At 38.6% G+C, this 21,537-nt stretch carries 19 protein-coding genes; 5 read left to right on the forward strand and 14 right to left on the reverse strand.

The window, feature by feature from the left end; genetic code table 11:
* Positions 1 to 49 precede the first annotated feature (49 nt).
* From ACTNES_RS02410 to ACTNES_RS02460, 11 genes are all read right to left on the reverse strand, one after another.
* A complete protein-coding gene (locus tag ACTNES_RS02410) occupies positions 50 to 2,170 on the reverse strand; it encodes a glycoside hydrolase family 3 C-terminal domain-containing protein (RefSeq protein WP_441038452.1) in 2,121 nt (706 codons plus the stop codon).
* Between the two features lie 37 nt (positions 2,171 to 2,207).
* On the reverse strand, positions 2,208 to 3,098 hold the full coding sequence (locus tag ACTNES_RS02415) for an alpha/beta hydrolase (protein ID WP_119245243.1): 891 nt from the start codon (positions 3,096 to 3,098) through the stop codon (positions 2,208 to 2,210).
* A 2-nt stretch (positions 3,099 to 3,100) separates the two neighbouring features.
* Positions 3,101 to 4,480, reverse strand: a complete 1,380-nt coding sequence (locus tag ACTNES_RS02420; RefSeq protein WP_441038453.1) for a carboxylesterase/lipase family protein — start codon at positions 4,478 to 4,480, stop codon at positions 3,101 to 3,103.
* Between the two features lie 4 nt (positions 4,481 to 4,484).
* Positions 4,485 to 6,017: an alpha-L-arabinofuranosidase C-terminal domain-containing protein gene (locus tag ACTNES_RS02425; RefSeq protein WP_291816801.1), complete on the reverse strand. Its 1,533-nt coding sequence runs from the start codon at positions 6,015 to 6,017 to the stop codon at positions 4,485 to 4,487.
* A gap of 7 nt (positions 6,018 to 6,024) precedes the next feature.
* Complete coding sequence (locus ACTNES_RS02430) at positions 6,025 to 6,864, reverse strand: carbohydrate ABC transporter permease (protein WP_118330968.1); 840 nt, start codon at positions 6,862 to 6,864, stop codon at positions 6,025 to 6,027.
* 2 nt (positions 6,865 to 6,866) lie between these two features.
* Complete coding sequence (locus tag ACTNES_RS02435) at positions 6,867 to 7,739, reverse strand: carbohydrate ABC transporter permease (protein WP_118330967.1); 873 nt, start codon at positions 7,737 to 7,739, stop codon at positions 6,867 to 6,869.
* Positions 7,740 to 7,809: 70 nt separating this feature from the next.
* Positions 7,810 to 9,126, reverse strand: a complete 1,317-nt coding sequence (locus ACTNES_RS02440) for an extracellular solute-binding protein (protein WP_300333423.1) — start codon at positions 9,124 to 9,126, stop codon at positions 7,810 to 7,812.
* A 124-nt stretch (positions 9,127 to 9,250) separates the two neighbouring features.
* Positions 9,251 to 10,768: a response regulator transcription factor gene (locus ACTNES_RS02445; RefSeq protein WP_291816798.1), complete on the reverse strand. Its 1,518-nt coding sequence runs from the start codon at positions 10,766 to 10,768 to the stop codon at positions 9,251 to 9,253.
* Position 10,769: 1 nt separating this feature from the next.
* Positions 10,770 to 12,365, reverse strand: a complete 1,596-nt coding sequence (locus ACTNES_RS02450; protein ID WP_441038454.1) for a cache domain-containing sensor histidine kinase — start codon at positions 12,363 to 12,365, stop codon at positions 10,770 to 10,772.
* A 393-nt stretch (positions 12,366 to 12,758) separates the two neighbouring features.
* Positions 12,759 to 14,117 (reverse strand): M20 family metallopeptidase, encoded by a 1,359-nt coding sequence (locus ACTNES_RS02455; RefSeq protein ID WP_291816794.1) that lies wholly within the window; start codon positions 14,115 to 14,117, stop codon positions 12,759 to 12,761.
* A 104-nt stretch (positions 14,118 to 14,221) separates the two neighbouring features.
* Positions 14,222 to 14,401, reverse strand: a complete 180-nt coding sequence (locus tag ACTNES_RS02460; protein ID WP_291809957.1) for a DUF6440 family protein — start codon at positions 14,399 to 14,401, stop codon at positions 14,222 to 14,224.
* Positions 14,402 to 14,707: 306 nt separating this feature from the next.
* On the opposite strand from ACTNES_RS02460, the gene ACTNES_RS02465 reads away from it, so the two are divergent.
* Positions 14,708 to 14,989 carry a hypothetical protein gene (locus tag ACTNES_RS02465; RefSeq protein WP_291809960.1) on the forward strand — a complete coding sequence of 94 codons (282 nt, stop codon included), beginning with the start codon at positions 14,708 to 14,710 and terminating at the stop codon, positions 14,987 to 14,989.
* Positions 14,976 to 15,167, forward strand: a complete 192-nt coding sequence (locus tag ACTNES_RS02470) for a hypothetical protein (protein WP_291809962.1) — start codon at positions 14,976 to 14,978, stop codon at positions 15,165 to 15,167. Before ACTNES_RS02465 ends, ACTNES_RS02470 begins: the two co-directional genes overlap by 14 nt.
* A 73-nt stretch (positions 15,168 to 15,240) precedes the next feature.
* Here ACTNES_RS02470 and ACTNES_RS02475 read toward each other — a convergent pair whose 3' ends face one another.
* The 3 genes from ACTNES_RS02475 to ACTNES_RS02485 form a co-directional block, all read right to left on the reverse strand.
* Positions 15,241 to 15,399 carry a helix-turn-helix domain-containing protein gene (locus ACTNES_RS02475; RefSeq protein ID WP_291816792.1) on the reverse strand — a complete coding sequence of 53 codons (159 nt, stop codon included), beginning with the start codon at positions 15,397 to 15,399 and terminating at the stop codon, positions 15,241 to 15,243.
* A gap of 95 nt (positions 15,400 to 15,494) precedes the next feature.
* A complete protein-coding gene (locus ACTNES_RS02480; protein ID WP_441038455.1) occupies positions 15,495 to 16,184 on the reverse strand; it encodes a TMEM165/GDT1 family protein in 690 nt (229 codons plus the stop codon).
* A 16-nt stretch (positions 16,185 to 16,200) separates the two neighbouring features.
* A complete protein-coding gene (locus ACTNES_RS02485; protein WP_441038456.1) occupies positions 16,201 to 17,202 on the reverse strand; it encodes a calcium/sodium antiporter in 1,002 nt (333 codons plus the stop codon).
* A 420-nt stretch (positions 17,203 to 17,622) separates the two neighbouring features.
* Here ACTNES_RS02485 and ACTNES_RS02490 point away from each other — a divergent pair, with 420 nt between their 5' ends.
* The 3 genes from ACTNES_RS02490 to ACTNES_RS02500 all read left to right on the forward strand — a co-directional run bounded on the left by ACTNES_RS02490 (position 17,623) and on the right by ACTNES_RS02500 (position 21,410).
* Positions 17,623 to 18,642 (forward strand): ABC transporter substrate-binding protein, encoded by a 1,020-nt coding sequence (locus ACTNES_RS02490; protein WP_441038457.1) that lies wholly within the window; start codon positions 17,623 to 17,625, stop codon positions 18,640 to 18,642.
* Between the two features lie 417 nt (positions 18,643 to 19,059).
* Positions 19,060 to 20,172, forward strand: coding sequence for an ABC transporter ATP-binding protein (locus tag ACTNES_RS02495; RefSeq protein ID WP_441038458.1), 1,113 nt, complete (start codon positions 19,060 to 19,062; stop codon positions 20,170 to 20,172).
* A 149-nt stretch (positions 20,173 to 20,321) separates the two neighbouring features.
* The gene (locus ACTNES_RS02500; RefSeq protein WP_291805202.1) at positions 20,322 to 21,410 is read left to right on the forward strand and encodes a PucR family transcriptional regulator; all 1,089 of its coding nucleotides are present in this window, start codon (positions 20,322 to 20,324) and stop codon (positions 21,408 to 21,410) included.
* The last annotated feature ends 127 nt before the right edge of the window (positions 21,411 to 21,537 follow it).

Consider the following 21,537-nt stretch of genomic DNA (forward strand, 5'->3'; position numbering starts at 1 on the left):
TACTTTTTCATTATTATAATGCAGCTTTTCACTTTATAGATAAAGAATTTTATATCTGGCAAAGAATTTCTTTACATTTTATTCCTGTAAGTACTTCACTACGAGCATCCGGCTGTGAAAATCCTGCATACAATTTAAAGTTTTTCCCGGTAATTTTTCGATTTCCGTTTTCATCAACACTGGTAAATGCCCTTTTATCAACAAAAATCTCAGTTTTTCCACTGACATTACCATTCAAATGAATTCTTTTAAATGCTGCCAATGTCGGATTCAATACCGCGTATTCTGTGTCCAGGTCTTTAATATATACCTGTAATACGTCATCAGTTTCTGTATTTTTCTGATTTTCAGTCTCTATAAAAAGTTTTACCCCTTTAAACTCTTTTTCCTGACCGTATACTTTTTCTGCTGTCACAGAATTTACCACGCATTTTCCATAGGTAAGGCCGTATCCAAATGGATAAAGCGGCTCTCCGGTATAATAACGGTAAGTTCTGTTTTTCATTGAATAATCTTCAAAATCCGGAATATCTGAGGTATCTTTATAAAATGTTACAGGCAGTTTTCCAGAAGGTGATTTCTCTCCAAAAATAACATCGGAAACAGCTTTTCCACCTCTGGCACCCGGATACCATGCCTGAATAATTGCTGCTGCTTTTTCTTCTGCAACGCTTAAATTCATAGCACTTCCCGTCATATTGACCAGAATCACCGGCTTTTTGCATTCCAGTATTTGATCCATTAATTTTTTCTGCGGTTCAGGAAATTCCAGATCTTTTTTATCGCCGGAAGCATCTGAATTTCCGGTATCTCCTTCTTCTCCTTCCAGAGTTTCATCCAGTCCCACAACCAGGAGCACCACATCTGAATATTCTGCAACAGCCTGTGCCTCTGCCAGCCGGTCTGGCTGTCCCGGTGCAGCGAGATGTTCAATCGTATCCTTCCACAAATGGCAACCTTCTGAATACAGCACTCTGATCTGATCTCCGGCTGCCTGCTTCATACCTTCCAGTACAGTTACATATTCTGAAGATGTTCCATGATAATTTCCAATAAGAGAATTTCTGCTGTTTGCATTCGGTCCTATGATACCGATCGTATGGATTTCTTCTTTTTTCAGAGGAAGGATTCCATCATTTTTCAGCAATACCATACTCTCAGTAGCCGCCTGTTCTGCAAGTTCCAGATGTTCTTTGCTTTCCACTTCCAGATAAGAGATTTTATCATATTCTGTTTCATTAAACATTCCAAGTAAAAATCTTGTAGTAAACAGACGAACACAGGATTCTGTGATATATTTTTCGTCAATAATTCCTTCTCTGTAAGCATTCAGAATCTTTTCATATGTACATCCACAGTTCAGGTCGCATCCTGCTTCAAGAGCTTTTTTCACGGATTCTTCCGGTCTGTCTGTCACCTTATGATTTTCGTGGAAATCACGGATTGCCCAGCAATCTGATACATAATGTCCCTGAAATTTCCATTTTCCACGCAGATAATGATTCATCAATTCCTCGCTGGCACAACATGGTTCCCCATTGGTACGATTATAGGCTCCCATAACCGCTTCCACTTTTCCCTCTTTTACACAGGCTTCAAAAGCAGGAAGATATGTTTCTTCCATATCCTTTTTTGATGCCTCTGCATTAAAGAAATGTCTCTTTGCCTCCGGTCCGGAATGAACAGCAAAATGTTTTGCACAGGCTGCTGTTTTCATATATTCTCCATCACTCTGGAGTCCCTGAATAAAAGGTACCGCCAGACGTGATGTAAGATATGGATCTTCTCCATAAGTTTCATGACCTCTTCCCCATCTTGGATCACGGAAAATATTTACATTCGGTGCCCAGAAAGTAAGTCCTTTATAAATATCCCTGTCTCCATATTTCTGGTTTTCATTATATTTTGCACGTCCCTCTGTTGCAATCACAGAACCAATTTCTTTCATCATTTCTGTATCAAAGGCTGCAGCTAAACCAATTGCCTGTGGAAAAACCGTTGCTGTACCGGCTCTCGCCACACCGTGCAATGCTTCATTCCACCAGTTATATGCCGGTATTCCAAGTCTTGGTATTGCTTCTGCATCAAATTTTAACTGTGAAGCCTTTTCTTCCACAGTCATCTTCGCTACCAGTGCACGCGCTCTCTGCTGTGCTTCTTCTCTGTTCATATTTAAGTCTCCTATATCTGCTTATTCCTTATCATGTTTATCTGCCCGCTATATTTTTCTCAAAAAATTCTATTACTTTGTCATAGTATATCTGCCCCTGAAAAAATCCATGTCCCTGCCCTGGCACCATAACAAATTCAGCCTTATTGCCTGCCTCCTCCAGCCTTCTCTTGTATTCAAAAGACTGCCTATAGGATACCACTTTATCCTGATCTCCATGAAATAACAGAAGCGGTGGAAGCATTTTTTTGTCTGCATAGGAAACAGGACTCATTACTTTTAAACTCTGTCTTTGTTTTTCTGTCAGTGAACCAGCTGTTTCTCTTCGTAAAATTAGTTCTGGTTTTTCCAAAGATGAAAAATCCGGCAGTATATTTACAAGAAAGCCAGGAATGTTATTTTGTTCTTTCAGCATTTCTGTCAGATCAGATGGACAATAAAATGATACAATTCCCTGCACAGGCATCATTTTTTTATTATTATAGTTGCTTCCAACCATACACGCAATATGAGCACCTGCTGATTCTCCCCAAAGACCTATCTTTTGTGGGTCAATATGATAAATGTCGGCAGTTTTTCGCAGATACTCAATTGCCATCTGGCAGTCTTCCAGACATGCCGGTAAAGCTGCATACCTGGCCAGACGATATTCCAGACATGCAATAAAATATCCCTTTTCTGCAAGTTCTGCCAGTGTTATTTCCGGTCGATAAGATGCAGTAAGAAATTCATCATCCCACGCACCTCCGTGAATCCATATAATAACCGGCATGTTTTCACATCCGTCTTTATAAAAACATTCCATATACTGTCTCGGATGTTCCTGTCCATAATAAACTGCCGGAAGATAATGCAGATTTTTCTGATAAAAATCTACTCTTGGTATCTGGCAGAGAAATTCATATATATTTTCTTTTTTGCTTTCCATTTCTATTCATGTGCCTTTTTCTCTTTTTCTATATAGAAACGCACCTGCTGATCTGCTGATTTTTTCTGCGCTTTCGTTTTTTCGTAAAAAGACATCAGGTTCGAATCCTGTATATCAAAAGGTATCCAGTCTTCCATTGGAATTCCTGTACAGTCCGTTCCGTTTGGATTTCCGCACTTTATAAAATTAGACCAATAATTACACATCTGTCTGGAAAGATCATAATGTTTTCCTGTAAACGGTCTCCAACATTTTGCAAGAGTCTCGAAAAAGAACCACAAATCAGAGGAGTGAAAGGCTCCCGGATGATCTTCTCCCGGAATATCACCGCCAAATTTATAGACATAATGCGGACTCTGATACTGATTCTCTTCCAGTAATTCACAGAAAGCTCTTGTTCCAACTTCCACTGCATTGATTCCATCCACAATAAACTCATTTTCCGTCCATCCGGTCATAATCGGGATGTCAGGGAATTTTCCTGATGTTATATTCCGGAAGTAATGATTCTTTTGAAAAATACCATCATTTACCGTTCCCCATAATTTTCCAAACTCATCATTTTTGTCTCTGATATAAGAAGCCGGAAGTTTCCTCGCTTCTTCAAGCGTAGACACTCCCAAAAGATTCAGGAACTGTTTTCCCCATTCCATGGCTTCTTCCTGAGAAACCGGAAATCCCATCTTAAATGGCAGCCCAAACATACCGCTTTCTATAATTGCACCCTGTATATACCCTTTATTTTCCATACAGTTCATCTGTGTAAGAACACTTCCACCTCCAGCCGACTGTCCACCAATCGTAATACGTTCGGGATTACCTCCAAAAGCCTGGATGTTTTCTTTTGTCCATTTGATTGCAAGTTGTTGGTCCAGATTTCCAACATTCATATCTCCTTTTCCATCCAACATATCCGGATGTGTCAGAAAGCCAAATACATTCAACCTGTAATTTATAGTAACGACTACAATCCCTCTTCGTGCCAGACGTTCTCCATCAAATTCCATTTCTGCCGTATTTCCCCACTGAAGTGCTCCTCCATGTATCCAGATAAATACCGGCAGTCTGTCATCTGGTGTACGCGCAGGAGTCCAGACGTTTAAGTAAAGAGAATCCTCACTCATCGGAATCTCGCTGTCTACATTCCACTCTTTTGTATAAATGTTTTCCTTATCCAATCCTGGAATGCTCTGCATACAGATTGGTGAAAATTCAATACACTCTCTGACTCCATTCCAGTCTTCACACGGTCTGGGAGCACGCCAGCGATTTTCCCCTGTTGGTGACTGTGCATAAGGAATTCCTTTAAAGGATATAATTCTGGGATCTGCTGCTGCAGATCCCCTCACATAACCATTCCCTATTTTAGCTGTTTTTATCATTAATTTATTTCTCCAATTCAACTACAATTACTGTTATGGAATGTGGATTCAGATGAATATTCTGACCATTCAATATTCCTTCTGCCTCTTTTACGGATACATTTTCCGGATTCTCTCTGGTGTTGTAAGCCTCAAAATCATCATGATAAATCTGATAGCATTTTCCTGTATTCCACTGCACTTTGCTACCCAATACTGACAGTTCTACCTCATAACCATCTTCACTGTTTTTATTAATAAGAGAAATACTCATTCTGGAATGATTATCATTTATCGCAGCAACACAGTCAATATAATTGGTTTTTACAATTCTCTGTGCACTCTTCGCATCCAGTGCAAATTTAGCTTCTGCTTTTCTGTTTGAATAATCAATGACTTCCGGAAGGCTGTATGTTTCTCCCTCCATATGTGTCTCGACATACCCATCACACTGTCTGAATACTTTGGAAAATAATTCAAACACATAGTACTGGGCTCTTTTAAGAACTCCCTCTGCATCTGTCGCAATGGCTCCACATACATTGACAAATGGAGAATAGCTTGCAATTTCTACAACATCACTACTTCGAATAAATGAGTGTAAAATACCTGCTGTCAAAATAGTGTTTTTCAATGTGTAGTTACAGTCATTCTTATCTTTTTCAAAGTTCCATGCGTGTGTATTCCATTCATCCCAGGCAACCTTAATATCTGTAAGCGCATCATTCGTTCCTGCAACAATAGAAGCCTTTGCCACATTCGTCAATTTTGTCAGGTAATCAGGAATATACATGCACTGGTTATAATCTTCTTCTTTGAAAATATCATATCCAATGGAATAATGATGAATTGCGATATGACTGATCAATGGTTTCAGCACTCTGGCAACCTCATAATTCCAGTCGCTTCCCAGATCATATCCGCATGCGACCAGTTCAATAGATGGATCCATCCATTTCATCGCTTTCGCAAAATCCAGAGCTTTTTTTGCATATTCTTCTGCACTGCACGCTCCAAACTGCCAGTCACCATACATCTCATTTCCAAGTCCCCAGTATTTTACATGGAAAGGTTCCTCATATCCCAATTCTCTTCTCATGTTCGCATACTTTGTATCGCCTGTTCCGTTACAAAATTCCACCCAATGCATAGCTTCTTCAGCCGTTCCACTTCCCATGTTCACACAAAGGTAAGGTTCTGCGCCTGTCTTCTCACACAGTTTTATAAATTCTACAGTACCCATGCGATTGTCATCTTCCGCCAGCCATGCATAGTCAAATACTTTTGGTCTTTTTTCCTTTGGTCCGATTCCATCTTCCCAATGATAATTAGAAACAAAATTTCCTCCAGGATATCTTAGCATCGGAACCTGAACTTCTTTTAATACTTCCAGCACATCTTTTCGAAATCCATCTGCATCTGCAAATCTGCTTTCCGGATCATATACGCTTCCATAAATCACATCTGCAGAATGTTCCATAAAATGTCCAAAAATATTTTTGCTGATCTTATTTCTGGTATGATCTGCATATACTGTCAATTTTACATTCTTACTCATCTCTTTATCATCCTTTCACGGCACCGGCAACAAGACTCTGCTGTACCTGCTCGCTTAACAGCAAATACATAATAACCGTAGGAATCGTAGCTATCATAAGACCAGCGCCAATTTCCCCCCACTTAGTTGTATAAGCTCCTACCATGGACATAATTCCAACAGTCAGTGTTTTATATTGAGATTTATTAATAAATGTAACTGCAAACATCAACTCATTCCATGAAGAAATAAAAGTAAAGATGCTTACTGTCGCGATTGCCGGACGAATCAGTGGAAAAATAATTTTAAAAAACATCTGATAAATTCCACATCCATCAATCGCAGCCGCTTCCTCCATTTCTCTTGGTAAAGATTCCATAAAACTTATAAACAGATAAATTGCCATCGGAAGTCCAAATGCAATATACGGAATAATCAATGATACATATGAATTCAGCATATGTGCCTTACTTAAAATAATAAACAGAGGAAGCATTGCCGCATGAATCGGCACCATCATTCCCATAAGAACAAGCTTTAATGTCAGTTCACGGCCTTTCCAGATCATTCTTGAAATTGCATAAGATGACATTGCTGCTATGATAACTGTCAGTATAATTGTAACAACTGTGACCAGAACACTGTTGAAGAAATACTGCATAATGTTGGCCTGAAAGAAAGCAGTTACATAATTCCCAAATCTCCAGTGCTGCGGAAGACCTGCAATATTTCCACCAAAAATCTCACTGTTATCTTTCAGCGAAAATTCAAACAGCCAGAATAACGGATAAATCTGAATAAGCGCAAAAATCATTAACAGTATATGTGTGATTATAGTTTTTCCGTTTTTTATCTTTTTTTTAGTCATAATTACGCCTTCTCCTTATCTCTGAACAATAACCGAAGTACACCTGTTAAAATCAGACACTCTATAATTACAAATATCGCAATGGCACTTCCGTATCCATATTTAAAGGAGTCAAATATTGTTTTATACATATAAATTGTCGGCACCTCTGTAGAGAAGAATGGACCACCGCCTGTAAGAACATAGATCAGATCAAAAATCTTAAGTGCCCCGATCAGAGAAAAAGTAGCACATACCTGTAATACCGGTTTCAATAATGGAATGGTAATCTTAAATGCAATCTGAGTCTTGCTTGCACCATCAATTCTTGCAGCCTCATTGATATCCGGAGATATTGATTTAATTCCGGCATACATAATCAGCATATGATATCCTATGTACTGCCATAAGTTTGGAATAAATGCGGAAACCAATGCAGTACTTTCCTGACCGATCCAGTCCTGTCCCTGTATTCCGATCATAGAAAGAAGAGAATTTAAGAGACCATAATCACCATTGTAAATTTTCTGCCATAACTGTCCAATTACCACACTTGAAATAATAACCGGAATAAAAAATGTTGTACGGTAAAATTTTTCACCTTTTTTTACATTTGCAACAACAATGGCAAGCAGTAAAGAAAATGGAAGCTGTATACACAGAGAGCAACAGGCATATAACAATGAATTTTTTACAGAATTTAAAAATCGCTCATCAGAAATCAGGTCTTTATAGTTTCTCAGTCCTACAAAAATACTTTTTCCGATACCATCCCAATTCAGTAAGCTGTAATATACAGACATTCCGATTGGAACAATAACCAAAACACCAATCAAAAGCATTGTAGGAAGCATAAATAACGCAATAGCTTTTTTATTTGATAATATTTTCTGCATTTTCCGCTCCTTAACATATCAAGTCTTAAAGAAAAAGGACTACAAATAAATATAGTCCTTTTATAAACATTTATTTGGAATAAAATTCTGACGGGCTGAGTTTTGACATACTCTCACAGAATTCTTCCGGTGTAATTTTCATTGCCATTAACTGAGCAAGCAAATCTTTATAGGTTTCGGAATCTTCTGCTGAAAGAATATTATCCCACCATGAAATGTAAGAAGTTCCTGTTTCCATCAGAGCTGCTGATTCTGTATCCAGTGGAGTTAATTCTGAAGTATCAACATCAGAAGTATCCCAACATGGAAGACCTGCTCCCTGTTCATATCCTACCTGACCGATTTTATGGCTCAGGTATTCCAGGTATTCCACAGCTTCCTTTGGATGCTCACAGTCTGAATTGATATAATATCCATCAGAACTTCCACCTGAAAATTCTGTAATGCTTCCCGCACCACCTTCAATTACAGGAAATGCCACACATTTTACTTTACCGTTGGTTGCAGCTGTGTCGGCCTGAATAGACGGATGTGTCCAGTTTGCCTGATAAAGCATTGCTCCCTGTCCTGCTGCAAATCCCTCTACCATCTCATCATAACTCATGCTCATCATACTGTCATTGAAAGCTCCTGCTTCTACCAGTTCCTGAAGTTTTTCTGCAGCTTCGACAAATGGCTTTGTATTAAACTTAGACGGATCAGCAAAAGCTTCTTCCAGACCTGCATTCCCAGCTGTTCTTGCAGAAATGATATCGTACAGATACATACCTGGCCATCTGTCTTTTTCACCCAGAATAATCGGTGTATAACCTGCATCTTTTAATTTTGCAACTGCATCCAACAATTCATCCCAGTTTGTCGGAATCTCTGCTCCTGCTTTTTCAAACATTTCTGTATTACAGTATAAATTTGCAAGGAATGTTACAGTCGGCAGTGTATAGAGTTTTCCATCAAAAGTGCATCCATCCAACATTCCCGGAAGTACACTGTTTAAAGTATCTTCACTTACATAATCATCAATTGGCATCAGATATCCCGCATCAATATAAGGTTTTACAAAACTTCCGCCGCTGAACATATAGGAAATATCCGGTGCTTCTCCTGCTGCAAATGCTGTCTTGATTTTTGTTTTGTACTGTTCACCGGTAACTCCATCCTGCTCGATCGTAACATTGGGATGTAATTCATGGTATTCTTCCACAGAATCCTCAATAATTTTTTTAACCGGGTCAGTGTCTGCTACTGACTGATGCCAGATTGTAAGTGTGATCTGCTCTTCTTTATCCTTTGCCATTGCAGGTGCTGTTGACGAAACAGCTAAACCGGCAGCAAGTAAAAGAGCTCCTGTTTTTTTCAATGTCCTTTTCATTTTCAATGTCCTTTTCATTTTCCGATCTCCTTTTGATTTGTTTTTGTGATACTGTAAGTATAAAGAAAAAAGACAGGAAAATACATTCATAAAACCTTTATAAATGTTTCATTTTCTTGTCCTTTTTACTGATTGAATTTCATTATTTTGTTTTTTCACTGATACACTTTCGATATTCCGTAACAGAAAGTCCCATCATTTTTTTAAACCAGATGCTCAGATAATGAGGATCCTGGATTCCGATCATGGTTCCAATATCATAATCTTTCATATTTGTGGTATGAATCATTTCCAACAGTTTCAAAAGCCTGATATCTGATAAAAGTTCCACATATTTTTTTCCGGTAAAGTTTCTAATCAGTTTGCTTAAATAACAGCTGCTCAGAGAAAATTTCTCAGCTAGAAAATTCAGGCTTGCTTCTTTCCCCATATGATGAATCATATATTTTAGTATTTCTTCAATCACTTCACTGTTATTGTCTCCAGAGTTAATTTTCCTTCTGATTACCAATTCAGTTATAATATTTCCAACGCAATATTTTATCTGTTCTTTTGTATAAACCCATGCAATCTCCTTCAAAAACATAAGATTATTCTGACTAAATTCCAGATCAATACAGAGTTTTTGAAATCTTGTCTGAAGTCTTAAGTTCACTTCCACTAAGTCAGTTTCCTCATTATCCAGAATCATTTGCCCCAACCTTTGAGCTTCTTCGATATTCCCCCTCCGAACAGCATTTTCTATCTGTTTCCACGCTCTTAAATCTTCTGTATTTTTTTTGTTTTCCCCCATGCGTTTATCCTGTATAAACTTCAGCGCATCCAGATATGCCATATGTATTTCTCTCCACCCTGAAAACTTTCCGGAAATTCCCACAAACAGGCGGCATTTATATTTCGTTTTTATAAGAGAATTCAGAATATCCAGACATTCTGCAAAGGGAATTCCTTCACATTCAGAAATGATCACAATCCGATTCCATAAATCCTTTAATACAATAATTCCTTCATCACTCTGGAAAAAAGTTTTTGCTTCTTCCATAATCTGCATGATCACTTCCGGCTCATAAAATCCTTCTTCTACCACAATCAGTCCCAGTTGTATCTCTCTGGAAGGTTTTTCTTCTATATTTATGCCATACTCCAGAAGTCTTTCTTTCATCTCTTCTATATTCTGGTTCTGACTCAGAATATGATTCAGGTAAATATCTCTTAAAGCCACTTTGTTTTTTTGTATCTCATACAGAAACCGGCTTTGTTTTTCTTTTTGTCCACGAGCTTTAAGAATCTGCTCAGTCGCACGCTCCAGAGCATTATTTAATTCCTCTTCCTGAATCGGTTTCAGCAGATAATCAAATACACCCGCTTTAATACCTCTTCTGGCATATTCAAAATCATCATATCCCGTAACCAGTATTATTTTTATCTCAGGAAAAAGTTTTACACATTCCTCACTGAATAACAGTCCATCCGCTTCCGGCATACAAATATCACTGATTACAATATCCGGACGTATTTCCCTCAGTTCCTGCAATGCAGCCGCACCATTGGCATATTCCCCTGCCACTTCAAGATTCAGCCTTTTTGTATCCATTTTCATACGAATCAATTTTCTTATCAGCATTTCGTCATCAATAACAATTACCTTCAACTTTTTCATTTCACTTTTCTCCCAACACATTACAGTTTATATAAATATGAATTTCTGACATCGCTTCATTATGAATTTCATATGAAAATGCATCTTCATATATTACCTTCAGCCTCTGAACAGTTCCTCTCAAACCCAGACTGCGCTTTTCATCCGGGACTTTTCCCTCTTCCATCTCCTTGATAATATTATCCGGTATTCCCTGTCCATTGTCTATAACAGAAATATGTATCTTATCATTCTCTCTTTGGACATTTACCTGGATATATCCATATTTTTCCTGTATTCGTATTCCATGCTGAAATGAATTTTCAACCAAAGGTTGAATTGTTAATTTAGGAATTTTAAAATTTCTGCAAGTTTCATCTAATCTTACATCAAACTTAAAGCTGTCTCCAAATCGAATTTTTAATATATCTGCATAGTCTTTTACAATTTGAATTTCCTCATTTACAGTGAGAAATTCTCTTCCGCCACTGACAGATTTCCTGTAAAACTGTCCCAGGCATCTTATCAGTTTTGCACTTTTTTCCTTTTCATCCATCAAAATTAATGCTTCCAGAGCTTCCAATGTATTGTATAAAAAATGCGGCTTCATAAGTTCCTGCATTTCATTCATTTCCACAATACGGATTCTTTTTTGTTTTTCAATTGTATCCTGAAACAGTCGTTTTATCTCATCTGTCATTTTGTTATAACCATGGAACAATTGTCTGAATTCAGCTAAGTATGCCTTTTCCTCTATTTTTTCAAGTTCGCCCTGTTCAATGCTTTTCATTTTTTCCAGTAATGCCTGTACAGGTACTGTTAAAAAACGAGCTAATGTCAAAGAGATACAGATAATAAAGAATCCCAGTCCCATAATAAGAATAATATTAAACCGAAAAACACTGCTGAATCCATCGGTTTTTATCATCGGGGAATAACGAATGATCTTCCATCCTTTTTCTTTATTGACAATTCCAGCAGTATAATAATTTTTTCCATTAATTCTTTGCCGATGAATAACTTCACTTTCCGATTTTTCCAATTCCCGGACTATTTCTGAGTTTTGCATGAATTCATGAAAGTTACCCACTGAACAGATTATTTCGTTATCTTCATTTAAAATAATGATCTTTTCATCATCAGAAGTACTACTTTTGGAAATTAAAGATCTTAGCTTTTTATTATCAATCCGAACACCAATAATACCAAGTATACGGAATTTATTCAAATCCTTAAAAGCTCTCACCAGCACAGAATAGTTCTGTCCATTTTGTTCTTTTGTCAACAGTTTTGCTTTTCCATTTAGTTTTTTTATCCAATCATATTCTGTAGAATTTTTTTCAATGGAAAAATCTGCACTTTTTCCCACGGTCAACTGCTGTTCATTCTGGTCAGTCAGCCAGACCATATCTATGCTCTCTGAAAATTGAGTAATAGAATAAATCTGACTAATCAAAAGCTGTTGTCTTTCAAAATCAGACACTATATTTCCCGTCTTCATTTGCTCCTGTACAACACGGTCAGCCAGAATTAATTTAGAATAATTATTTGCATTTTCAAAAACTGTTGTCAATGAAGAATCAATCGAATGCAACATGGCAATATTTTCCTTGCCCATAACTTCGTTTTCATATTTCTGAGAATTATGAATATAAATGATCAGATATATAAATATGCTGAGAAAAATAATACTGCCTAATGTCAGAGAAATTTTAAGACTGAGTTTTAAATCACGCTTTCTATTCATAAAATCATCTCCATTATACTGATAAAATTTTTATAGATTACCCTGTTCTTAATACTATTCTGTTTAAGAGTATAGTTTTCTATATCATACACAAAAACAAATAAAGGAGTTATGAAATCAAAGCATCGCTCATATACCAGACTTTATTAATTTTACTTTAAATAAAATACTTTGTAAAGAATTTTAGAAAAATATCTTTTATGTTTCAAAAGAGAAGCCGGATTACTCCAGCTCCTCTAAAATTATTGTACTTATTTTTATATATTAGATTGCCAGAAGATTCTTAATTGCTTCCATATAGACCAGAACTGCCTCTTCCATGCCGGATACGAGGATAAATTCATCTGCACTGTGGATACGATAATCGATTCCCGGCTTCTCAGGTCCAAATGCAATGATATTCTTAAGAGACTTTGCATAAGTGCCGCCGCCGATCACCATCGGCTTGTTCTCTGTATCGCCTGTTACATCTGTGTAAGCTTTGTATAAAGCATTTACCAGTGGTGATTCTCTTGGGAAAAATAAGGCATCACCAATTCCCAGAATCTCTATACGTCCATTCTCATCCTCAAGTCTGCCCTCACACATCCTGCGGACTTCATCTGATTTCAGTGTTACAGGTACTCTGATATCAATTGTACAGGAGATCACATCATTCTCTGTTTTGATCATACCATTGCAAAGAGTAAGTTCACCATACTCATCTGCAAATTTCAGTCCAATGCCTTCACCATCGCAGGATGTACCGATATGTGTATTATAGAATTCCACAAAATCGTCCTTAAATCCTGCTTTCGCGAGACATTCAAAAGTAGCACCTATTGCATTGACACCAAGAGTCGGAGTGCTGGCATGTGCCGGAACTCCCTTTGCATAGATACTGATCTGTCCCTTTTCCTCTGTTACCTTATATTCCTGAAGCTTTGTCTCTGCAAGTACAGCTTCCAGTCTCTCCTTCAGTCCTTCTTCGGCAGGAACAACTATTGTGGAGGAATCACATACTGCGTTAAAGACAAAACCTCCATCTGCAGAGATGATTTTCGTGTTCTTGGAATAGGCCATCATCTGCAAAAGCCCCTTTTCGCCATGGATACACGGGAAGTTGGCATCTGGTGTGAAACCGCAGGATAATTCTTCTGCTACCTCATTATAATGTTCCATACATTTGGAGCCTGTTTCCTCGTTACATCCCATGATGAGACGGACTCTTTTGTTCAATTTCACCCCAAAATCGCGGAGAAGTTTCATAGCATAAAGTGCCTCCAGAACAGGGCCTTTGTCATCGGTTGTTCCACGGCCATAAACATAGTCACCCTCTCGTGTCAGCTTAAATGGATCATAGGTCCAGTCTCCTCCTACCGGTACAATGTCGAGATGTCCGGCAATACCTACGATTTCTTCGCCCTCGCCCATCTCTGCATAACCACAGTAGTTGTCCAGATTTACTGTCTTGAAACCGAGTTCTTCTGCAATTTTAAGTCCCTCTTCAAGCGCTTTCGCAGGTCCCTCGCCAAATGGCATTCCCTCTGCCGGGGTGCCAAGCTGAGAGTCAATAGCTACCAGTCTGCCAAGGTTTGTAAGCATTTCATCTGTTAATCCATGAATTTGTTCTTTCATATCCATTGTATTTGTATCCTCCAATCAGATAATATCTTTCTCTTTATTTATATTTCTCTTTTTATATGTCGAAATTCCAAAACCCAGAATTGTTCGAATTTCCCGTAACATCAGTCCTCAACCAAAGTAACAACAGGCTTTCCGTCTTTATCCGGTAATGGTGTCAGTCCACCTGCATATCCACTGAAATGGAATACATAATTCACACCTGTTTCTCTGTCAACCCAGATTTCTGTTCCTGTCATTGCACCCTGAGAATAAACTTTTTTGAATCTTTCGTTTTTGGCCATTTTATTTTCCTCCAGTATTAATGTCAGGCGAAGCAAATTACTGCCTGCTGTGCATAATCCAAATACCATTGCTTATTACTTTTCGCAATTGAAACCGAGAACTTACTTGATTCGGTTAAGTTTTGCTTTTTTATTATAGCACACATCTTTATGTAATTGTCAGAATTTCTTACTATAATATAAAAATACTATTACATTTTCAACAATATATACAAATATATTGACGCCAAGTACTTTATCACTATAAAATATAGAAATACACACATCCAAAAACACATTAACAGAGTAAGATTCACAGGCTAACGTATGAAAAATAAATTACAACACACATTAAAAGTCAGTATTTTACTGATCATGGCAATCCTGATCTTTGCATCGCCCCCTGTTCTTTCCAGAGCTGCCGAAGCAACGCCAGAAACACAGAAAGAATCCCTGAAGGAAACTCATACATTAAAGAAAGTCCGGGTTGGATATCTGAATTATCCTGGTTATCAGGAAGGCGAAGGCGATGAACCAAAATCAGGCTACGGTTATGAATATCTCCAGCAGATTGCCTATTATGCAGGATGGGAATATGAGAAAGATTAAAGAAATGATCCTGAAATTCAATGGCCTGCGTGGAGAATTCCAGATAAATTATGCCTGCGGATATGCATACTCCGAAGATTATCCCGGACTTACCCTCTTAGATCTGCTGAATGAAGCAGACCAGAAAATGTATGACGATAAAATCCGTACAAAGAAAGATCAGAAAAATATTCATTAGAAAATAAAAAGCTCTGTCAGATCGGCTGAGCTTTTTTGCAGGATTCTTTCTTGCTGAGAATTTCTACTTATTTTCAGTTTATAGATGGCTTTGACTGGTTCTTTCTATATTCTGATGGTGTCTGTCCCATCTGTTTTTTAAAAAAGCGATTAAATGCAGACAAGCTTGTAAAACCCGCTGCACATGCCACATCTATCACTTTTTCATCCCCGTTAATAATTACAATTTTCATATAGTTATCCTCCTGAATTTTAAGTTTCATATTTCTTCGTACAATAATACTGATGAAACATAACAGACTTGCTTTCTATAGCTTTCCTCATCGATTTATTTAATTTTCTTCTTCTCTTTTCTTATAAAAAGGCAGACACATAAAACAGAAAAAACAACAGTTACAGATATAAGTATCGGCCATACCTGGATTGGACAGACGCCTGCGCTGATAAGCTTAAGTCCCTGATAGAATGTGTATACACCGAATACAGAGAATATCACAAATGCAAGTGTATTAAGCAGTCCATCCGGAGTCTTGCTCTTTAAAAGATAGCCGACTAACATTCCAAGGATATCCGCAGCAAAAAGTCCCAGGGAACATCCGATCCACACAACAAGTGCTGACTCTATACCTTCATTAGCGCCAAATGTAATAGCAGTAAGCTGCGTCTTGTCTCCAAGTTCTGCCAGGAAAAATGTACAGAAAACTGCGAGTGGAGCGAATTTAATTTTTGATTTACCGCCCTCTTCCGCTTCATCGTCATCATCACCGGCAATCGTTGATGCAGCAAAGTAAAGAAATGCCAGTGCTGCTGCTGTCTTAATGAGCCAGTCAGGAATGAATTCGCTGACAAATCCGCCTGCCAAAACAGCCAGTCCGTTAAGTACAAGGATTGCTGCAGCAGTTCCAAATATAATATCTTTTAACTTGTACTTAGAAGTAAGAGCGATAAGCATGAACTGAGTTTTGTCTCCCATTTCTGCTATGAATTCAGTAAAAAATATCTTTAAAAATAATAACATTTGTCTGATATCTCCTTTATCTTATTATAATGTAAACCGCATATGCCGCATAAAGCGCAACCATAGCAAATCCCTCTATTTTTCCGATTTTCTTCTTGGTTCCTGCAAAGATCCATACACACACTGTAAATACAATAAGTACACACAGATCAATGATATTCTCAGTAATTATGCTGATCGGACTGATCGCTGATGCAATACCAAGTACCATAAGTATGTTAAATACATTTGAACCAATCGCATTGCCAAGTGCCATATCGACTTCGTTCTTTCTGGCTGCAACTATTGAAGTCACAAGTTCCGGAAGTGATGTTCCTATTGAAACAATTGTAAGTCCAATAAGTGTCTGACTCATTCCAAGATCACTTGCTATTCTTGAAGCAGCATCTACAGTCACATCTCCACCGATTGCAATCGCAATTGCACCACCAATAATGAATAAAATACTGAGCGGCACTGAAATCAGCTTGATATCTTCATCTGAACCACCTTCAATCTCAACCTTCTTGCCTTCCTTACTTGCCTTTAATGCAATCTTGATCATGTAGAAAATATATCCTGCAAACACACCAAGAAATATCACACCATCAAGATGTCCAAGTGTCATACCTGCTTTATCACCAAATCCGGCAATTCCAAAAAGTAATAAAAGACCTGCACAGATAAGGGAAAACGGGATATCTCTCTTTATTGTTTCTTTTGCAACATCTACTGTAGCAATCATTGCACACACGCCGATAACAACCATCAGGTTGAATATATTGGAACCGACTACATTACTTACTGCAAGTTCATTATTGCCGGTAAGTGAAGCCGATACACTGACCGCTGTCTCCGGAAGTGATGTTCCCATTGCAACGATGGTAAGTCCGATAATAATAGATGGAACATGCAGTCTCTTTGCCACGCTTGAGCTTCCCTCTACAAAAAAGTCTGCGCCCTTAATAAGCAGTACAAAACCTATTACAAGAAATACAAGCACAAGAGCAAATGGGGCATTGTTAATGAATTTTTCCATTTTTTCCTCCTTTTTATTCTCCACAACAGCACTGTCAACCGAAATATCTGCTATTACGAGTATACCCAGCAGATAAAAAAAGACTCATGTATATCAATTACCAGCCAATGCATCATACACCAGCTGTTAATCGATATACATGAGTCTCATTATTTAAGATTTGCCAGATTATACTCTCTAATATAATCAGAATGTTGACAAATCACACTTTCGCGCTAACTACTCCCTCATGGAATATTAAGTTACTTGACAAATCTTATCAAATGTATTCAGGCTTGTCAACAACATTCGATACTTTTTTATACTAAAAAACGCCAAATCTCTATATCGTTTTCTTTCTGATCATACAATAATAAATACGAACGCTGCCCATACTTTCTGCATATTCTAACAGCAGAAGTCTTCAAAAGGAGTATCTGCATGAAAAATAAAAAATGGATTGCACTGGCAGCTTCGGTTATACTTGCCGTGACTGCAGTGCCGGTAACAGCATTTGCGAAGAAAAAAGACAGCACAGACGATAAGATGCTTACAAAAATCACTTTGAACGAAGTAGCACATTCTATTTTCTATGCTCCGCAGTATGTGGCAATTGAAAAAGGATATTTTAAAGATGAGGGGCTTGATCTGACGCTTATAACTGGATTTGGGGCAGATAAAACTATGACTGCAGTCATATCCGGCGAGGCGGATATCGGATTTATGGGAGCAGAAGCATCTATCTATGCCTATCAGGAGGGAGCTACTGATCCTGTTGTAAACTTTGCACAGCTTACCCAACGGGCCGGAAATTTCCTTGTGGCAAGAGAAGAAATGCCGGATTTTAAATGGGAAGATCTGAAAGGCAGGAAAGTTTTGGGCGGACGCAAAGGTGGCATGCCGGAAATGGTATTTGAATATATTCTGAAGCAGAATGGCCTTGACCCTCAGAAAGATCTGTCTATTGACCAGAGCATTGACTTCGGCGCTACTGCGGCTGCTTTTACAGGAGATGATTCGGCAGATTTCACTGTAGAATTTGAGCCGTCTGCTACTGCTCTTGAAAAGCAGGGCGCTGGGTATGTCGTGGCATCCCTTGGTGTTGACTCCGGCTATGTGCCTTATACCTCCTACAGTGCCAAAACCAGCTATATGGAAAAAAATCCTGATATCATGCAGAAATTCACCAATGCTCTGCAGAAAGGTATGGACTACGTTCAGAGCCATACTCCAGATGAGATTGCAGAAGTAATCGAGCCACAGTTCCCTGAAACAGATCTGGATACCATCACAGCCATTGTAAAGCGCTATTATGATCAGGACACCTGGAAAGAAAATCTGGTGTTCGGGCAGGATGGTTTTGAACTGCTACAGGATATCCTGGAAGGCGCAGGTGAACTGAAAGAACGTACGCCATATGCAGAACTGGTCAACACAGAATTTGCGCAAAATGCTTCCTGATGATTTGCTTTTTCTGATTCCCCTGTAATTTTAGCCCGATATTCGTGTCCTCTCATCCGTTCCTTCATATTGTCAGAGATTTTTGACTTGATTCAGTCAAACCATAATCTTGTATATACTTTGAGTAACAGATAGTAAAAAGGACCATATTTACCAGAACTGCTATAGTTTCAATTTTGAAAAACGCAGACAAAATTTCGTCATTTTGTCCTGCGTTTTTCTCATGCCTTTTGACAGTTTGACGGAATCCCCGTATACACATTCCGGCTTTTCGTCAGAATGACAAGAAACGAAAAAAATCTTTGTACGATTCTTCCCTAGCCATCCCCCCTCCTTTTCGCTATACTGTCTACAGATGAAAAAACGAGTAATCAATCAGCAAAAACAATATGAAATAATTTTGGAGGAATAATAATCATGGCAAGCTTATCATTACAGCACATTAACAAAACTTACCCAAATGGTTTCCAGGCAGTTAAAGATTTCAATCTGGAGATCGAAGATAAAGAATTCATCATTTTCGTAGGACCTTCAGGATGTGGTAAATCTACTACACTTCGTATGGTTGCCGGTCTGGAAGAAATTTCCAGCGGTACATTAAAGATTGGTGACAAAGTTATGAACGATGTAGAGCCTAAAGACCGTGATATCGCAATGGTATTCCAGAACTACGCTCTGTATCCTCATATGACAGTATATGATAACATGGCATTCGGACTTAAACTTCGTAAAGTTCCGAAAGACCAGATTGACAAAGCAGTTCGTGAAGCTGCAAGAATCCTTGACCTTGAGAAACTTCTTGATCGTAAACCGAAGGCTCTTTCCGGTGGTCAGAGACAGCGTGTTGCTATGGGACGTGCTATCGTACGTAATCCTAAGGTATTCCTTATGGATGAGCCTCTTTCCAACTTGGATGCTAAACTTCGTGTACAGATGCGTATCGAGATTTCCAAGATCCACCAGAGACTGGGTGCTACAATCATCTATGTAACACATGACCAGACAGAGGCTATGACTCTTGGTACCAGAATCGTTGTTATGAAAGACGGTATTGTTCAGCAGGTAGATACACCTCAGAACCTGTATCAGAAACCAGGCAACTTATTCGTTGCAGGATTCATGGGATCTCCGCAGATGAACTTCCTTGACGCTGTTATCTCCGAAAAAGGCGGCAACCTTATCGCTAAAGTTGGCGAGCATGAACTGGTTATCCCAGCTGCTAAAGCAAAAGCTCTTAAAGATGGCGGCTATGTAGGTAAAACAGTTGTTCTCGGTATCCGTCCGGAAGATATCCATGATTCTCAGATGTTCATCGAAGCTTCTCCAAGCGCACCGATGACATCCGTAGTTAAAGTTTACGAGCTTCTCGGAGCTGAAGTATTCTTATACTTCGATGTAAACGGAAGTCAGGTTACAGCACGAGTTGATCCTCGTACAACAGCTAAGACCGGTGATCCGATCAAATTCGCATTTGATATGGAAAAATCTCATTTCTTTGATAAAGAAACAGAACTTACAATCTGCAACTAATTTTAGGAATCTTTTAATAAACCCGGGGAGTTTTCCCCGGGTTTTTATGTTATAATATAGAATTGAATTGGTTGCCTGATTACCTCAATCAGACAATTTACGAGGATTGCTATAAGCTGACTCATACCCCAAAAGAAAGGACTGACCTAATGAAAATACAACAGATTTTACAGAAATGCCTGACAGACTGGAAAAATATCAGCCAGCTTGATTTCTGTCTGCTGGATTCTGATAACCATATCTTTCTCTCTACCTGTGATAAAAAACTTCCTGCAGAATCAAAACTGGAAGAATTTCGCCAAAGCAGTGCACTGTGTGTTTCCAATACAAGCTTCTGCCTGTATAAGATCATGGAGAATCATTCTGTCTCCTACATTCTGATCGTATGGGGAAAAGCAGAAAGTACTGCCACTATCGGAGAACTGGCCGTATGCCAGGTACAGAGTCTCCTGGCTGCCTATGCAGAAAAAAGTGACAAGAATACCTTTATGCAGAATCTTCTCCTTGGCAGTTATTCTGATGTAGATGCCTTTAACCGCGCCAAGAAACTGCACATTACAACTTCTGTTCAGCGTGCCGTATTTCTTGTAGAAACCAAACAGACCAAGGATGAAAACGCCCTCGCTACGATCCGGAATATTTTCTCCGCCCGTACCAGAGATTTCATCACAGCTATTGATGATACAGGGATTATCATCATCAGAGAATTACAGTCTACAGAAACTTATGAAGATCTGGAATCAATTGCATATATGCTTGTAGATATGTTAAATACAGAAGCAATGACTTCTGCATGGGTTGCCTACAGTAATCTGGCGGAGGATATTTCCCGGCTTCCAGACGCATACAAGGAAGCACATACAGCCCTTGAAGTAGGCAAAATTTTCTACGCAGATAAAAATGTATTCGGATATAACCAGCTTGGAATCGGCAGACTGATCTACCAGCTTCCTGTTTCCATATGTGAAATGTTTATCGACGAGATCTTCAAAGAGGAAACTCTGGATTCTATTGACGAAGAAACCCTGATCACCATCCGTACCTTCTTTGAAAATAACCTGAATCTCTCCGAAACCTCCAGACAGCTTTATGTACACAGAAATACTCTGGTGTACCGTTTCGAAAAACTCCAGAGAAAATTCGGACTGGATATCCGCGCGTTTGAAGATGCACTGACATTTAAACTGGCGATGATGGTTGTGGACTACATAAAATATTCTAAGAATCATCCGTCATAGATTTCTCAGACAATTTGATAACATCCATCTGCGTGATCAAACCGGCAGACTCTTACAGCTACGTGGCTACGCGATTCTACACCGAATAACTGCTCCGCAGGGACTTACTTGATTCGGTTAAAAAAGC

The sequence above is a fragment of the Blautia sp. HCP3S3_D9 genome (genome assembly GCF_052063845.1).
Taxonomy (GTDB): domain Bacteria; phylum Bacillota; class Clostridia; order Lachnospirales; family Lachnospiraceae; genus Blautia_A.

Coding starts and splice junctions, on each gene's coding strand:
- ACTNES_RS02410 (WP_441038452.1), bottom strand. CDS start 2,170: ATGAACAGAGAAGAAGCACAGCAGAGAGCGCGTGCACTGGTAGCGAAG.
- ACTNES_RS02415 (WP_119245243.1), bottom strand. CDS start 3,098: ATGGAAAGCAAAAAAGAAAATATATATGAATTTCTCTGCCAGATACCA.
- ACTNES_RS02420 (WP_441038453.1), bottom strand. CDS start 4,480: ATGATAAAAACAGCTAAAATAGGGAATGGTTATGTGAGGGGATCTGCA.
- ACTNES_RS02425 (WP_291816801.1), bottom strand. CDS start 6,017: ATGAGTAAGAATGTAAAATTGACAGTATATGCAGATCATACCAGAAAT.
- ACTNES_RS02430 (WP_118330968.1), bottom strand. CDS start 6,864: ATGACTAAAAAAAAGATAAAAAACGGAAAAACTATAATCACACATATA.
- ACTNES_RS02435 (WP_118330967.1), bottom strand. CDS start 7,739: ATGCAGAAAATATTATCAAATAAAAAAGCTATTGCGTTATTTATGCTT.
- ACTNES_RS02440 (WP_300333423.1), bottom strand. CDS start 9,126: ATGAAAAGGACATTGAAAATGAAAAGGACATTGAAAAAAACAGGAGCT.
- ACTNES_RS02445 (WP_291816798.1), bottom strand. CDS start 10,768: ATGAAAAAGTTGAAGGTAATTGTTATTGATGACGAAATGCTGATAAGA.
- ACTNES_RS02450 (WP_441038454.1), bottom strand. CDS start 12,365: ATGGGCAAGGAAAATATTGCCATGTTGCATTCGATTGATTCTTCATTG.
- ACTNES_RS02455 (WP_291816794.1), bottom strand. CDS start 14,117: ATGGATATGAAAGAACAAATTCATGGATTAACAGATGAAATGCTTACA.
- ACTNES_RS02460 (WP_291809957.1), bottom strand. CDS start 14,401: ATGGCCAAAAACGAAAGATTCAAAAAAGTTTATTCTCAGGGTGCAATG.
- ACTNES_RS02465 (WP_291809960.1), top strand. CDS start 14,708: ATGAAAAATAAATTACAACACACATTAAAAGTCAGTATTTTACTGATC.
- ACTNES_RS02470 (WP_291809962.1), top strand. CDS start 14,976: ATGAGAAAGATTAAAGAAATGATCCTGAAATTCAATGGCCTGCGTGGA.
- ACTNES_RS02475 (WP_291816792.1), bottom strand. CDS start 15,399: ATGAAAATTGTAATTATTAACGGGGATGAAAAAGTGATAGATGTGGCA.
- ACTNES_RS02480 (WP_441038455.1), bottom strand. CDS start 16,184: ATGTTATTATTTTTAAAGATATTTTTTACTGAATTCATAGCAGAAATG.
- ACTNES_RS02485 (WP_441038456.1), bottom strand. CDS start 17,202: ATGGAAAAATTCATTAACAATGCCCCATTTGCTCTTGTGCTTGTATTT.
- ACTNES_RS02490 (WP_441038457.1), top strand. CDS start 17,623: ATGAAAAATAAAAAATGGATTGCACTGGCAGCTTCGGTTATACTTGCC.
- ACTNES_RS02495 (WP_441038458.1), top strand. CDS start 19,060: ATGGCAAGCTTATCATTACAGCACATTAACAAAACTTACCCAAATGGT.
- ACTNES_RS02500 (WP_291805202.1), top strand. CDS start 20,322: ATGAAAATACAACAGATTTTACAGAAATGCCTGACAGACTGGAAAAAT.